Source organism: Pseudomonas sp. KSR10 (assembly GCF_022355455.1).
Classification (GTDB): domain Bacteria; phylum Pseudomonadota; class Gammaproteobacteria; order Pseudomonadales; family Pseudomonadaceae; genus Stutzerimonas; species Stutzerimonas stutzeri_E.
In genome coordinates this window covers 1347309-1361419 of sequence record NZ_JAKOEN010000019.1, presented here as the reverse complement: position 1 = coordinate 1361419, position 14111 = coordinate 1347309, and the positions used below count along the sequence as shown (strand labels likewise).

Genomic DNA, 14111 nt, shown 5'->3' with positions numbered 1-14111 from the left:
GGCGACATGCACATCGCATGGCGCGCTAACGGAGGTCATGCAATTTGCACGATAATTGAAATTTGCCATCACAGCAACTATTTGATTTATAAGGAAAAATTAAAAAATATGCGATGGCACGTTCGATGCTGTTGTGCTGTGCCAATTTGGCAAAGCAGACAAAAATACGAACGAGGGCTGGACGACGCTCCGGCCCAGGAAATGGAACGAAATGGATAACAGGCTAAACAGCAAGACGCAAATATGGGCCGACGGGTACTCCTTCATGGAGGTTACCGAGACGCTGCTGATGGCTCTGGGAATCCGACCGGACGACCCCGGGCGTGGCGAACCGGAACCTGCGCAACCGGAGCCGGCCGCCTCGATCACCCATGATTCAACCGACGCGAAGGTGGGCCGCTAGCCCGGCTCTGGTGAGCGAGTATCGATAGCGCCCAGACCGCTGAGCGAAAGCCGATCGTCTTGGCATTCTTAAGCGGCCGAGGCGGTCGGCTCCCCTTCAGCCCACCGCCGAGGCATGCCTTTGAGCCGCGTTACGCGATCCGGCTGACCTGTTTCCGTTATCGCGCCAACTGGCCGAGGATGCGATAGGCGAGCTTCACCCGGTCCTCGTTCGGGTAATACCGGTTGGCCAGAATGACAATGCCCAGCTGTTCGGCCGGAATGAAGGCCAGGTAGGCACCAAAACCGTTGGTCGAGCCGGTCTTGTTGATCCAGACGTCGGCCTGCGGTGGTGACGGAGGGGAAATCGGTTCCACCGGCTGGCTGTCGAGTACCATCTTGCTGCCATTGCCAACCAACAGATCGTCCAGCGCGACCGGATAATCGTACTGTTCCCATACCAACGCCTGGGTCATGGCGCCCACCCGGTAGTGGCGGGTTTGGGTCGCGGTTATGGCCTGTCTGACCGAGCGGTCCGTTTTGATCGTGCCGAGCTGCGCTTCGATGAAGCGCAGCAGATCCTGACTGGTGGTCTTCACGCCGTACGCTTCATTCGCCAGCAGCGCCGGATTCAGCCGGACCGGGTCGCCGTTCTTGTTGTAACCCTGGGCATAGCGCATTCTCTCGCCGGACGGCAGATCGATGTAGGTGCTGTTCATCCCGAGCGTTGGCAACAGCCGGCTCTGCAGGGCCTCGACATAGGGGATCCCCAGGCCGCTGGCCACCGCCATGCCCAGCAGACCCATGCCGGGATTGGCGTAAACGCGCCTGGTGCCAGGTGCGTAGCGCGGCTGCCAAGACCTGAAGTAATCCGTCAACTGCTGATCGCTGCGGATCGCATCGGGCAGCTGCAACGGAAAATCTCCAGCCGTATGGGTGGCCAGGTCGATCAGGGTGATCCGGTCGAGCTGGCTGCCTTGCAGGGCGGGCAGATAGCGGCTGGGGCTGTCGGTAAGAGACAGCTTGCCCTGGGTTTCGGCATAGGCCGCCAGGGTTGCGGTCAGGGTTTTGCTGACCGAGCCGATCTCGAACAGGGTATCGCGGGTCACGGCCTGCTGCGTCGCCTTCGAGGCCACGCCGAACTCATAGAAACGCTGCTCGCCCTGTGCCGTGATCGCGATCGCCAGACCGGGGATCGCGTGTTGCGCCATGACGGCTTGGGCGGCGTCCGTTACCGTCGCGTCGATGCCGGCGAAATCCACGTCGGCCGCGGCGGGGCGGCTGAGCGCCATGGTCACCGCGACGAGCAACAGCCCCGCCCGGCACTTTCTGGATGAGCGCATCATGGCTCCTCGAATCACCTGAAGGGCTTGGAAACTAGCATCTGCCGGCCGCTTGCAGAAGTGCCTTTCCAGCCCCGTCAGTGATACCGAACATTTAACCCACCGTGACTTCCAGCGTACCGATGCCTTCAACGCCGCCGCTCAACCGATCGCCACGCTGCACCGCGCCGACACCGGCCGGCGTGCCGGTCATGATCAGGTCGCCGGGCTCGAGCACGAACAGCCGCGACAGGTAGGCGATTACCTCCGGCACGCTCCAGATCAGCGACGCCAGATCACCTTCCTGACGGAGCTCGCCATTGATCTCAAGCCAGATGCGGCCTTCGCTCGGATGGCCGACCTTGGTTGCCGGTACCAGCGCCGAACAGGGCGCGGCGTGATCGAAGCCCTTGGCCACCGCCCAGGGTCGGCCCATCTTCTTCGCCTCGGCCTGCAGGTCGCGGCGGGTCATGTCCAGCCCCACGGCATAGCCGTAGACGTGCTCAAGCGCCTGTTCAGGCGGAATATCGGCGCCGCCACGGCCAATGGCCACGACCATCTCGATCTCGTGGTGCACACTCTCGGTGCCCGGCGGGTAGGGGAACACACTGCCATCGGGCAGCAGGCTGTCGGGATGCTTGGTGAAGAAGAACGGCGGCTCGCGGTCCGGATCATGACCCATCTCGCGGGCGTGTTCGGCATAGTTGCGGCCCACGCAGTAGATGCGCCGCACGGGGTAGCGTTGGTTGCTATCCGCAATCGCGAGGCTGGGGATGCTGGGGGTGAAGAGGTAGTCGTTCGGGTCTGTCAAATTCACTGTTCGGGCTCCAGGTTGTTGAGGTTTTTGCGCTGGGTGCGACGCGACGGCTTTGGAATCATTTACGCAGCGGCACGCTGCCGGCCTCGTCCAGGCTGCGCAGAAAGTCGAAATCACAGCCGCGATCGGCTTGGGTCACGGTGTCGAGGAACAGCTTGCGATAGCCGCGCTCGTCGCCTTCGCGCGGTTCCGGTCGCTCAAGCGCATCGCGCCGACGCGCCAGCTCCCCGTCGCTGACCAACAAATCCAGGGAACGCTCGGCCACGCTCAGACGCAGGCGATCGCCGCTTTCGATCAGCGCCAGTGGCCCGCCATCCGCCGCTTCGGGCGTGACGTGAAGGATGATGGTGCCGCCCGCCGTGCCGCTCATGCGGCCATCGGAGATGCGCACCATGTCTTTGACGCCGGCACGCGCCAGCTTGCGCGGAATGGGGATGTAGCCGGCTTCCGGCATGCCGGGCGCGCCCTTCGGGCCGATGTTCTTCAGCACCAAGATGTCGTCGGCGTTGACGTCGAGGTCCGGGTCGTCGATGCGCTGGGCCAGATCCTCCAGGCCATCGAACACCACCACCCGGCCTTCGTGCTCCATCAGCTCGGCGCTGGCGGCCGACTGCTTGATGATCGCCCCGTCCGGCGCCAGGTTGCCGCGCAGGAAGGCGATGCCGCCCTGTGGATAGATCGGGTTGTCCAGCGAGCGCACCACGTCCTGCGGGAAGGCGGCGATTTCATCCAACTCTTCGCCCAGCGTGCGTCCGGTGACGGTCAGTGAATCGAGGTGCAGGAAAGGCCGTAGTTCGCGCAGCACGGGGGCCAGGCCGCCGGCCTTGTGCAGGTCTTCCATGTAATGCGTGCCGGACGGTTTGAGATTGACCAGCACCGGGATCTTGCGACCGAGCGCGTCGACCTGATCCATGTCGATGCGGATGCCGCAGCGGCCGGCGATCGCTGACAGATGCACGATGGCATTGGTCGAGCCGCCGATGGCGAGCAGCACCATCAGGGCGTTCTCGAAGGCCTGCTCGGTGAGGATGCGGTCTGGCGTCATCCGTGACTGGATCATCGCCACCGCCTGGGTGCCGGTGCGCTCGGCGATACGGATGCGGTCGGCGGTGACCGCCGGTGGTGTGGCGCCGCCGGGCAGCATCATACCCAGTGCTTCGGTGACGCAGGCCATGGTGCTGGCGGTGCCCATCACCGAGCAGGTGCCGACGCTGGCCACCAGCTGGTCGTTGACCTCGGTGATCTCCTGCTGGTCGATCTCATCGCCGCGGTACATGCCCCAGAAGCGCCGGCAATCTGTACAGGCGCCGACTCGCACACCACGGTGCGAACCGGTCAGCATCGAGCCGCTGACCAGTTGAATGGCCGGCACGCCGGCGCTGGCGGCACCCATCAACTGAGCGGGCACGGTCTTGTCGCAGCCGCCGATCAGGACCACCGCATCGATCGGCAGGGCGCGGATCATTTCCTCAGTGTCCATCGACATGAGATTGCGCAGGAACATGCTGTTGGGATGGGCGAAGCTCTCGTGAATCGAGATGGTTGGGAAGTCCACCGGCAGCCCGCCGGCGAGCATCACCCCGCGCTTGACCGCTTCGATCAGCTGCGGCGCGTTACCATGGCAGGGATTGAAGCCGCTGCCGGTGTTGGTGATGCCGACGATCGGACGCGACAGCGCATCGTCCGAATAGCCCGCACCCTTGATGAAGGCCTTGCGCAGGAACAGCGAGAATTCCGCATCGCCATAGTTGGTCAACCCTTTGCGCATGCCGCGCGCCGGATCGTCGGTTTTGCTGCCGGAGTCATTGTTGTTGTTCACGGGCGTTACCTCTCGATCGTTGTGATGCGTGCCGGGCGTGCGGCACTTTGGCGGCGAGGCGCGCGGCCTCAACCGGAGGGTTCGGGTGCCGGCCCCGAGCTGCCGCGTACGATCAGCTCCGTGGCGACGGCAATGGGGCCCGGCCTGGGCTTGCCGTCGAGCGCTTCCAGCAGGTAGGTGCCGGCGCGAGTGCCGATCTGTTCGAGCTCGACGCGGGTGGTGGTCAGCGGTGGCGACAGGTGCCGGGCATAGTCGAAGTCGTTGAAGCCGACCACCGAGACATCCTCGGGCACCCGCACGCCAAGGTTCTTCGCCGCCAGCAGGGCGCCAAATGCCAGCAGGTCGTTGGCGCAAATCACCGCCGTGGGCCGTACTGCGCCCTGCAGCAGGCTGTGCATCGCGGCGATACCGTCTTCGAGCGTCAGGTTGGTCTCCATCAGCCATTGCTCGGGCACTTCCAGCCCGACTTCGGCTAGGCGTGCCCGGGCGCCGAGGATTCGGTCGCTGACCCGGTCGTTGAAGGGCGCGTTGACCAGCATGGCGAACCGGCGATGACCGAATGCCAACAGGTGATCGACCATATCCCGGGAAACCGCGATGTTGTCGAAGCCGACGCTCGGGCGGGCGCTGTCCTGCGTCCACGCCTGTACGCAGGGGATGCGCTTGTTGTCGATCATCTGCCACATCTTCGGATCGTGCGTTCGACCGACCACCATCAGCGCATCGACGCCGTGTTCGAGCATGGTCTGGACCTCCTTCAGTTCGACCTGTTCGTCGAAGCCGAAACTGGCCACCAGCAGCGTGTAGCCGGCCTCGTGCACGGTGTGCTGAAAGGCGGCGAGGGGGCGGGAGAAGGTTTCCGTGGCGAGCGTCGGGACGACCGCGCCGATGGTCATGCTGCGGCGCGAGGCCAGGGTTCGCGCCGCGGCGTTCAGCACATAACCGAGTTCATCGCAGGCGCGCTGCACGGCCTGGCGCTTGTCGTCGCTGACGGCTGCACTGCCGTTGATCACCCGCGATACCGTAGCCGTCGAAACACCGGCTACGCGGGCAACATCGTGCAGACTGGCGCGGGACAGTAACGCTTGTGGGGGAGGCATCGAGTTACTCATTTGTTGAGCTGGAAATAAGCCACTCAGCGAATGGCGTTTGACATAAGGAAAAACCGAAACTAACTTTTTGTAAACGCTTACATCGCATTTTTTCGCAAATGTAAGCGATTACATAGCGCCGTTTCGCATTACTGGCGACGCGGTTGGGGTCATACGAGCGAACCCCGGCGGACGATGAAAACGTTTACATCGGCCTGCCGGCTTGAGACAGGACAAGAACAACAATGGCAAAGATCAGCTCCATTTCCGTTTGTGCGGCCCGCATGCCGCTGGATCAGGTCACCTCATTCTCCAACCGCACCGTGCACGCCCGCGACTACGGCCTGGTCAAGGTAACCGGCGCCAACGGCGTCAGCGGCATCGGGTTCTGCTACGTCGGCAGTGCCGGCGGTGAGCTGCTGCCGATCGCCGTGGAGAAGTTGCTGGCGCCGGTGCTGCTGGGTCGCGATTCGCTGGACGTCGAGGCGCTGTGGAAGGAGATGTACCAGGAGGCCCTCCTGCAGGGCCGCGCCGGGGTGGTCATGCGTGCGATCAGCATTCTCGACACCGCGCTCTGGGACCTCAATGCGCGCAGCGCCGGCCTGCCGCTGCATCGCTATCTCGGTGCGGCCAGTGCCGATCGTGTGCCGGCCTACGCCAGCGGTGGCTACTACCTCGACGGTAAAACTCCCGCGCTGCTCGGCGAGGAGATGGCGCACTACGTATCGCTCGGCTTCAAGGCCGTGAAGATGAAAACCGGCCGTCTCTCGCCCAAGGAAGAAGAGGCGCGGGTGGCGGCGGCTCGCGAAGCCATCGGCCCCGACGTCGAACTGATGCTCGACGTCAACAACGGCTGGAGCGATGTCACCGAGGCGCTGCAGTACGTGCGCCGCTTCGAGCGCTACAACCCGGCCTTTATCGAGGAGCCGTTCCTGGTCGATGACATCGACAGCCATGCACGGCTGGCGCGGGCCACACCGATTCCCATTGCCACCGGCGAGGTGGAGGTCGGGCGCTGGCGCCACAAGGAGCTGCTCGACAAGGGCGGCGCGGCCATCCTGCAGACCGACGCGGTGGTCTGCGGCGGCATCACCGAGTGGCGCCGCATCGCGGCGATGGCCGCCGGTTACGGCGTGCCGATGTACCCGCACTGGTTCCACGACGTGCATGCACCGCTGGTGGCCGCCACGCCGAATGCACGTTACGTGGAGTTCTTCTGGGATGACCAGGTCCTCAACTTCCGCCGGTTGATCGACCGCCAGCTCGAGCAGGAAGACGGCTACATCAAGCTGCACCAGACCCCGGGGCTCGGCTTCGACTTCGACGAGCAGGCCGTTGCGCGCTACGCGATCGCGGCCGGCGGCCAACCCTGGATGACCCTCGAAAACAACCGATGAGCGTTGCATGACCCGCTGTAGGGGCGGCGGCGCGCGGTTGCCGCTCCTGACCACGTCTGGGCTTGCCTGGCCAGACACGATAAATCCAACAAGAAACGTGGAGTGAGCGAAATGAAGATCAACAAGCAACTGTCCGCAGCCGTCTTGACCGCCGTCACGGCGTTTTCCGTTCCTTTTGCGGCCCAGGCGGACTACGTCGCCGGCGACGAGGTCACCGTGCTGCAAGGCTTCAAGCCGGGCGGCGGCAGCGACGTGCTGGCGCAGCTGGTACAGCCCTACCTGACCAAGAAACTGGGCGCCAATTTCGTCAACGAGTACATCCCGGGTGCCACCGGCGCGATCGCCTGGACGCGTCTGGCACGGCAGTCGAAAAAGGACGGCACGGTGATCAGCATCACCAACACGCCGATGCTGATGACCAACTACATCATGAACGACGCTATCACCTACAACATCAAGGACCTGACCCCGATCGCCAACGTGGTGACCGACTCGGGCATTGCGGTGGTCGCCAAGGACAGTCCCTACAACACCATAGAAGACCTGTTCGCGGCGGCCAAGGAAAAGCCAGGCCGTGTCACGGTCGGCAACTCCGGTGTGGGTGGCGATGATTTCTTCACCACGCTGGTGATCGAGAAGGCCACCGGGCTTTCCTTCAAGAAGGTGCCGTTCCAGGGCGACGGCCCCTCGGCCACCGCGGCCATGGGCAACAAGATCGACGTCAGCTTCAACAACGTCGGCAATGTTTACAGCCAGATCAAGAGCGGCAACCTGAAGGCGCTGGCGGTGTTCGCGGACAAGCGTTTCGAGAGCCTGCCCGATGTGCCGACCCTGAAAGAGAAGGGCATCAACGTGGTCGCCGGCTCCTCGCGCGGCTACAGCGCACCGGCCGGGATTCCGGATGAAGCGCGCCAGCAGCTGATCGCCGCTTTCGAAGCGCTGAAAACCGACGAGGCATTCCTGGCTGATGCCAAAAAGCGTGCGTTGCACATCGACATCGTCACCGGCGATGACTACGGCCAGATGTTTGAGGACATGGAGCAGGAGTTCCAGGGCATCTGGAGCGAAGTCGGTGGCAAGCAACAGTGAAGCCATCGGCCGAACGCGACGAGGGGAGGCGCCCATGAACATGAACAGGCTGGTACTCGGACTCTTTGGCATGGCCCTGGCGATGGTGTTTTTCAGCAACGCGCAGGGCTATCCAGAAGCCGCAGCGCAGATGCCGCTGATCTATTCGGTCACGGTGGGGCTGTTCTCGCTGGCCATGGTGTGTTCGGAATTGCTGCGCTGGCGCGCGGCCCGGCAACGTGAGGTCGAGCCAGCGGTTGCCAGCGAAGCACCCGCCGCCCCGCCACGTTACGCGGTGACAGCCCTGGTTTTCGTGCTGGCGGTAGCCTACGTCGCGGCCATCACCACGCTCGGCTATGTGCTGGCGACCGTACTGTTCATGGCCTTGGCGCTGGTGCTGATCCGCACCGTATCGATGCGCTTCGCCGTGATTGGCACGGTGGTACTGGTGGCGGTGGTATGCCTGGTGTTCGTGCAGTTCCTGGGGCTTCCCATACCGTTGTTGCCGTCAGCGATCGCCTGACCGCTCCCTTCCATTTCCGACGAGGCCTTTTCCGTGGAAAGTTCGATCGTCATGACAGGGTTGGTCAACGTGCTGACCTTGGCCAACTTCGCTGCCATTTTCGGGGGCATCCTGCTGGGGCTGTTCGTCGGCGCCATGCCGGGGCTCTCCGCCACCATGGCGCTGGCCCTGCTGTTGCCCCTGACCTTCAGCATGGATACCGCCACCGGCCTGAGCATGCTCGCCTCGCTGTATGTCGGTGCCTCCTACGGCGGTTCCATCGCGGCGATCCTGTTGCGCACACCGGGCACCCCATCGGCCGCCGCAACGGTGCTCGACGGGTTCCCGATGTCACAGCAGGGCCAGGCGGGTAAGGCGCTGGGAATCTCGCTGTTCGCCTCCTTTATCGGCGGCACCATCAGCGGCATCGCGTTGTTGCTGGCGGCACCGCTGCTCGGCAGCATCGTGGTCGAGTTCGGCCCCATCGAGCTGTTCGCCATCGCCGTGCTCGGCATCACCATCATCGGCTCGCTGGCGCAGGGGTCGGTGATCAACGGGCTGTTTTCCGGTGCCGTCGGATTGCTGGTGAGTACGGTGGGGATGGACCTGATGACCGGCACGCCGCGCATGGCCTTCGGCAACATCAATCTGTTCTCCGGTATCAGCTTTACGGTGGCGCTGATCGGCTTGTTCTCGATACCCCAGGCGCTGTCGCTGATCGAGAATTCCCATGGTGCGGCCAAGATCGCCAGCCGTATTACCGACCGGCTGATTCCCAAGTTCGGCGAATTGAAGGCGCTGATGCCCAACATCCTGCGCTCGAGCGGTATCGGTGTGGTGGTGGGGCTGATCCCTGGGACCGGCGGCGATACCGCCAGCTGGTTCGCCTATAACGAGGCCAAGCGTTTCGCCAAGGACAAGAGTCGCTTCGGCAATGGCGATCCGGCCGGGGTCGCGGCACCGGAGGCGGCGAACAATGCGGTGGTTGGCGGTGCGCTGATTCCCACCATCGCGCTGGGCATTCCCGGCAGCTCGGCCACCGCGATCCTGCTCGGGGCGTTGATGGTGCAAGGCATTCTGCCCGGGCCGAACCTGTTGAGCGACTATGGCGACGTCACCTACACGCTGATCTGGGCGGTGATCTTCGCCAATATCGGCCTGCTCGGCGTAGGCCTGATGTTCACCAAAGCCAGCGTGGCGGTCACCCGCATTCCGGACGGCTTCGTCGCCTGCGCCATCATCGCGCTGTGCATCATCGGCGCCTACGCGCTCAACAACAGCCTGTTCGAGGTGGGACTGATGCTCGGTTTCGGCCTGTTCGGCTACTGGCTGGCCAAGGCCGGTGTATCCCCGGCACCCATGGTCATCGGCCTGATTCTAGGGCCGGTGATGGAGAACGCCTTCCACCAGTCGATGCTGATCGGCAACGACGATTATCGGATCTTTTTGACCAGCCCAATCGCCGTAGTGCTGCTATCCATCGCGTTGCTTTCGATATTGCAGGCGACGCCGATCTTCCGCTGGCTGCTCGCACCGCTTCGCCGTCGCATACGCCTCGCCTGAGGTCATGGCTGGCAGCCTGCGGGGCTGCCAGATAATCACAACAAGAGGAGAGCATCATGAGTCAGGAAAGCGGGCGTGTCTGGTCGCCAGTCATTACGCCGTTCGGTGCGGATCTTTCGCCGGATACCAAGCGCTTCGTGGCGCATTGCCGTTGGCTGCTGGATCAGGACGTCGGGCTGGCCGTGTTCGGCACCAATTCCGAGGCCAATTCGTTGGCCGTCGGAGAAAAGATCCGGCTGTTCGATGCGCTCATCGACGCAGGGATTCCCGCCGCGCGGTTGATGCCGGGCACCGGAAGCTGCGCGCTGCCGGACACCGTCGCGCAAACCCGGCACGCGGTAGCCCAAGGGGTGGAAGGGGTGCTGATGCTGCCGCCGTTCTACTACAAAGGCGTGTCCGACGAGGGGCTGTTCCGTTATTTCAGCGAGGTGGTCGAACGGGTCGGCGACGAACGCCTGCGCATCTACCTCTACCACATCCCGCCGGTGTCCCAGGTGCCGCTGTCGTTGGCGTTGATCGAGCGGCTGCTCCGGGCTTATCCCGGCAACATCGTCGGGCTGAAGGACAGCTCCGGCGACTGGTCCAACACCCGTGCCGTTATCGAGCAGTTCGGCGCGGACGGTTTTCAGGTCTATGCCGGCAGCGAATCCTTTCTGTTACAGACCTTGCGCGCAGGCGGAGCCGGCTGTATCAGCGCCACGGCCAACGTCAATCCGGGCGCCATCGCGCGCCTTGCCAAAAGCTGGCAGGCAGACGATGCCGACGAACAGCAGGCGGCATTGGTACGTACGCGGCAGATCTTCGAACGCTTCCCGGTGATCGCGGCGCTCAAGGCCGCGACGGCACGATTCAGTGTTGACGAGCAGTGGGCACGACTGCGGGCGCCACTGCTGGCACTCGACGAGCGGCAGCGCGCCGAGTTGTTCGCGCTGCTCGACGATGCCGGCTTCGACATGCCCGGCCTCAAAACAGCTGATCTGGAGTGATCGATGCACAAGAAACGAATCGTCGCCTTGCGGCGGCTTAAAGAGTCGCACCTGCAACGCTTGCATGAAGCCTTCGAGGTTGCCTATTTCGAAGAGCCGGAGCTGCAGCCCGAGGCCGTCACCGCCGCGTTGCGCGAAGCACACGGCCTGATTGGCGGCAAATTGCAGGTCACCTCGGCGTTGCTCGATGGGGCGCCGGCGCTGGAAGCCATCGCGACCATCTCGGTGGGCTACGACAACCTGCCGGTCGCCGAGCTGAGTCGCCGCGGCATCGTGTTGACCAACACCCCGGACGTGCTTACCGAGACAACCGCGGACACCGGCTTCATGCTGATCATGGCCAGCGCCCGGCGACTGGTCGAACTGGCCAACATGGTGCGCGAGGGTCGCTGGACCCAGCACGTCGGCGAGCCCCATTTCGGTCACGACGTGCATGGCAAAACCCTTGGTCTGGTCGGCCTCGGGCGCATCGGCCAGGCCATCGCCCGTCGCGCACGCGGGTTCAATATGCAGGTGCTGTACAGCAACGCGTCGCCCAAACCGGCGCTGGAGGCCGAGTGGGGCCTGCAGCGTCGCAGCTACGAGCAGCTGTTGGCCGAGTCGGATTTCGTCTGCCTGACCGTACCGCTCACCGAGCAGACTGAGCACCTGCTCGGCTACGAACAATGCCAGGCGATGAAGCGTTCGGCCTTCGTGATCAATATCGCCCGCGGCCGGGTGATCGACGAGGCCGGGCTGATTCGGGCGCTCGACGAGGGACTGATCGCCGGGGCGGGGCTCGACGTCTTCGAGCGTGAACCGCTGCAAGAGTCGCCGCTGCTGCGCATGGACAACGTGGTAACCCTGCCGCACATCGGCTCGGCGACTCATGAAACCCGTGAAGCCATGGCCCATCGCGCGGTAGAAAACATCACTCAGGCCCTGCGCGGCGAGCGCCCGCGGGATCTGGTCAACCCGGAGGCCCGCCCGAACGGGTTCCAGAATCAGCAGGACCCGTCTGTAAATGCCCAGTAACCCCTCGCGCCGCCTGGCGTCGATTCTCAACCTGCACGATCTCGATCACGCTGCGAAGCGCCATCTGCCACGGCCGATCTACGGCTACATCGCCAATGTCGCCGAAGATGGGCACACCGCCCGGGCCAATCGCAGCGCCTTCGATGCGTATTCGTTCCTGCCACGGGCACTGGTGGACGTATCCAACATTGCGCTTGAAACCGAGCTGCTGGGTCAGCGCTACGCCTTGCCGATCGGCATCGCACCAATGGGCATCAGCGCGCTCTCGGCCTACCGCGGCGATCTGGTGCAGGCACAGGCGGCAGCCAAGGCCGGCATTCCGATGATCCTCAGCGGCAGCTCGCTGATCCGCATGGAGGACGTGCTCGATAACGGAAACACGGACTGGTTTCAGGCCTACCTGCCGGGCGACGAAGCCGGCATCGAGGCATTGATCGAGCGCGTGCGCAGCGCCGGCTTCGACAAGCTGGTGATCACCGTCGATTACCCGGTACCGCCCAACAGCGACAACAACACCCGCTCGGGCTTCAGTTCACCGCTGCGTCCCAGTCTGCGGCTGGCCTACGACGGGCTGGTGCGGCCGCGCTGGTTGTTCGGCACCTTCCTGCGCACCTTGATCAACCACGGCATGCCGCACTTCGAGAACAACTACGCCACGCGCGGCGTTGCGATCCTGTCCGGTAACGTAAAGCGGGATTTCTCGGGTCGCAGCCACCTCAACTGGCGCTATCTCGAACGGGTCCGACGGCTGTGGCCGGGCAAGCTGGTGGTCAAGGGCATTCTCCACCCGGACGATGCGCGCAAGGCTCGCGACGTGGGTGCGGATGCGCTGATCGTGTCCAACCACGGCGGGCGCCAGCTCGACGGCACAATCTCGGCGCTGGCGGCCTTGCCTGGGGTGGTGGAAGCGGTCAGCGAACTGCCGGTCATGGTCGACAGCGGCTTCCGGCGCGGCACCGATGTGTTGAAGGCGTTGGCGCTGGGCGCGCGCATGGTGTTCATCGGCCGGCCATTCAACTACGCCGCGGCCTATGCGGGCGAGGCGGGGGTGGCCCACGCCATCGGACTGCTGGGCGCCGAATTGCAGCGAGACATGGCGCTGCTGGGGCTGACCCGGATCGAGGACGTCACCCGCGATTGCCTGATCAATAACAAGAACTAGCGCAAAGCCGCTAGCGGAGGGCTTATGGGACGTGGACTGCTGTCAGGACTATGGGATGTGGAGGCTGCCATCTATGCGGGGCCTCCGCCATTGGAAGATCGTTACCAGCTCGGCATGCAGCGCACCGAAGCCGCTCTGCGCGCGGCACGTGCCGAGGCCGAGCGCCGTGGCTGGGCGGTATCCATCGCGGTAGTCGATAGCGCGGGCGAGCCGCTTGGCCTGGTGAAACTCGACGGCAGCCCGCCCGATAGCGCCCGCTGCGCGATCAGAAAGGCCCAGCGGGCTGCGGCCGTCGAGCGATGCGGTCTGCTCGAGACGGCGCCACTGATGCGGTCTTCTCCGCGTCTGCGCTGCGTCGCGGACGCGATGCCGATCTATGTCGACGACCGTTGCATCGGTGCGGTTGGCGTGCACGGCGTCCACCGCAGCGAAGCCGCGCAGGTCGCGAGTGCTGGCGCCGAGGCGGTCGAGCGAGCGGGTTGAATCGCCGGAGCCCCGTTCTACTCTGGCCGCAAAGCCATGATCCGTAACGGAGTCTGACCATGCAGCCTCGTATCACCGTCATCACCCTCGGAGTCGAGGACCTGGAAACGTCGTTGCGGTTCTACCGCGATGGTCTGGGCTTGGCCTGCGAAGGCATTGTTGGACAGGAATTCGAGCATGGTGCGGTTGCGTTCATCCAGCTACAACCTGGTCTGCGTCTGGCCCTCTGGCCGCGCAGCAGCATTGCGCATGACACCGGGTTGGCCCTCGGTCCGGCCAGTTCGACGGAAATGACGCTGGGCCACAACGTGTCATCGAAGACCGAAGTCGACGCCGTCATGGCCACAGCCGCCACGGCCGGCGCGGTCATCGTCAAACCGGCGCATGACACCTTCTGGGGCGGCTATTCCGGCTACTTCAAGGACCCGGACGGCCACCTTTGGGAAGTGGTGTGGAACCCGCAATTGCTGGACTGACCGCCGCGTGGTGAATGCCCCGCCCGTTGG

The 14111-nt window shown here is 64.1% G+C and carries 14 protein-coding genes; 10 read left to right on the top strand and 4 right to left on the bottom strand.

All coding sequences use genetic code 11. The features are described 5' to 3' along the window. Positions 1–211 precede the first annotated feature (211 nt). Positions 212–403 carry a hypothetical protein gene (locus MCB86_RS15120; protein ID WP_239611380.1) on the top strand — a complete coding sequence of 64 codons (192 nt, stop codon included), beginning with the start codon at positions 212–214 and terminating at the stop codon, positions 401–403. 157 nt (positions 404–560) lie between these two features. Here the strand turns inward: MCB86_RS15120 and ampC are convergent, their stop codons facing one another. The 4 genes from ampC to MCB86_RS15100 all read right to left on the bottom strand — a co-directional run bounded on the left by ampC (position 561) and on the right by MCB86_RS15100 (position 5439). Then, entirely contained in the window at positions 561–1724 is a 1164-nt protein-coding gene (gene ampC / locus MCB86_RS15115; RefSeq protein WP_239611379.1) for a class C beta-lactamase, read from the bottom strand. A gap of 94 nt (positions 1725–1818) precedes the next feature. Beyond that, positions 1819–2520 (bottom strand): fumarylacetoacetate hydrolase family protein, encoded by a 702-nt coding sequence (locus MCB86_RS15110; protein ID WP_230623722.1) that lies wholly within the window; start codon positions 2518–2520, stop codon positions 1819–1821. A gap of 58 nt (positions 2521–2578) precedes the next feature. Beyond that, positions 2579–4288, bottom strand: a complete 1710-nt coding sequence (locus MCB86_RS15105) for an IlvD/Edd family dehydratase (protein WP_239611602.1) — start codon at positions 4286–4288, stop codon at positions 2579–2581. A gap of 119 nt (positions 4289–4407) precedes the next feature. Next, the gene (locus tag MCB86_RS15100) at positions 4408–5439 is read right to left on the bottom strand and encodes a LacI family DNA-binding transcriptional regulator (RefSeq protein WP_045164287.1); all 1032 of its coding nucleotides are present in this window, start codon (positions 5437–5439) and stop codon (positions 4408–4410) included. Between the two features lie 236 nt (positions 5440–5675). Between MCB86_RS15100 and MCB86_RS15095 the strand changes: the two genes are divergently transcribed. From MCB86_RS15095 to MCB86_RS15055, 9 genes are all read left to right on the top strand, one after another. Beyond that, positions 5676–6827 carry a mandelate racemase/muconate lactonizing enzyme family protein gene (locus MCB86_RS15095; RefSeq protein ID WP_045164286.1) on the top strand — a complete coding sequence of 384 codons (1152 nt, stop codon included), beginning with the start codon at positions 5676–5678 and terminating at the stop codon, positions 6825–6827. A gap of 111 nt (positions 6828–6938) precedes the next feature. Continuing rightward, entirely contained in the window at positions 6939–7916 is a 978-nt protein-coding gene (locus tag MCB86_RS15090) for a tripartite tricarboxylate transporter substrate binding protein (protein ID WP_045164285.1), read from the top strand. 34 nt (positions 7917–7950) lie between these two features. Next, on the top strand, positions 7951–8418 hold the full coding sequence (locus tag MCB86_RS15085; RefSeq protein ID WP_045164284.1) for a tripartite tricarboxylate transporter TctB family protein: 468 nt from the start codon (positions 7951–7953) through the stop codon (positions 8416–8418). A gap of 33 nt (positions 8419–8451) precedes the next feature. After that, positions 8452–9960: a tripartite tricarboxylate transporter permease gene (locus MCB86_RS15080; protein ID WP_230623720.1), complete on the top strand. Its 1509-nt coding sequence runs from the start codon at positions 8452–8454 to the stop codon at positions 9958–9960. Positions 9961–10016: 56 nt separating this feature from the next. After that, on the top strand, positions 10017–10946 hold the full coding sequence (locus tag MCB86_RS15075; protein WP_239611378.1) for a dihydrodipicolinate synthase family protein: 930 nt from the start codon (positions 10017–10019) through the stop codon (positions 10944–10946). 3 nt (positions 10947–10949) lie between these two features. Further along, positions 10950–11960: a D-glycerate dehydrogenase gene (locus MCB86_RS15070; RefSeq protein ID WP_239611377.1), complete on the top strand. Its 1011-nt coding sequence runs from the start codon at positions 10950–10952 to the stop codon at positions 11958–11960. Then, the gene (locus MCB86_RS15065) at positions 11950–13122 is read left to right on the top strand and encodes an alpha-hydroxy acid oxidase (protein WP_239611376.1); all 1173 of its coding nucleotides are present in this window, start codon (positions 11950–11952) and stop codon (positions 13120–13122) included. Before MCB86_RS15070 ends, MCB86_RS15065 begins: the two co-directional genes overlap by 11 nt. A gap of 24 nt (positions 13123–13146) precedes the next feature. After that, a complete protein-coding gene (locus tag MCB86_RS15060; RefSeq protein WP_052679352.1) occupies positions 13147–13605 on the top strand; it encodes a heme-binding protein in 459 nt (152 codons plus the stop codon). 59 nt (positions 13606–13664) lie between these two features. Then, positions 13665–14081, top strand: coding sequence for a VOC family protein (locus MCB86_RS15055; protein ID WP_045164280.1), 417 nt, complete (start codon positions 13665–13667; stop codon positions 14079–14081). Positions 14082–14111: the final 30 nt, after the last annotated feature.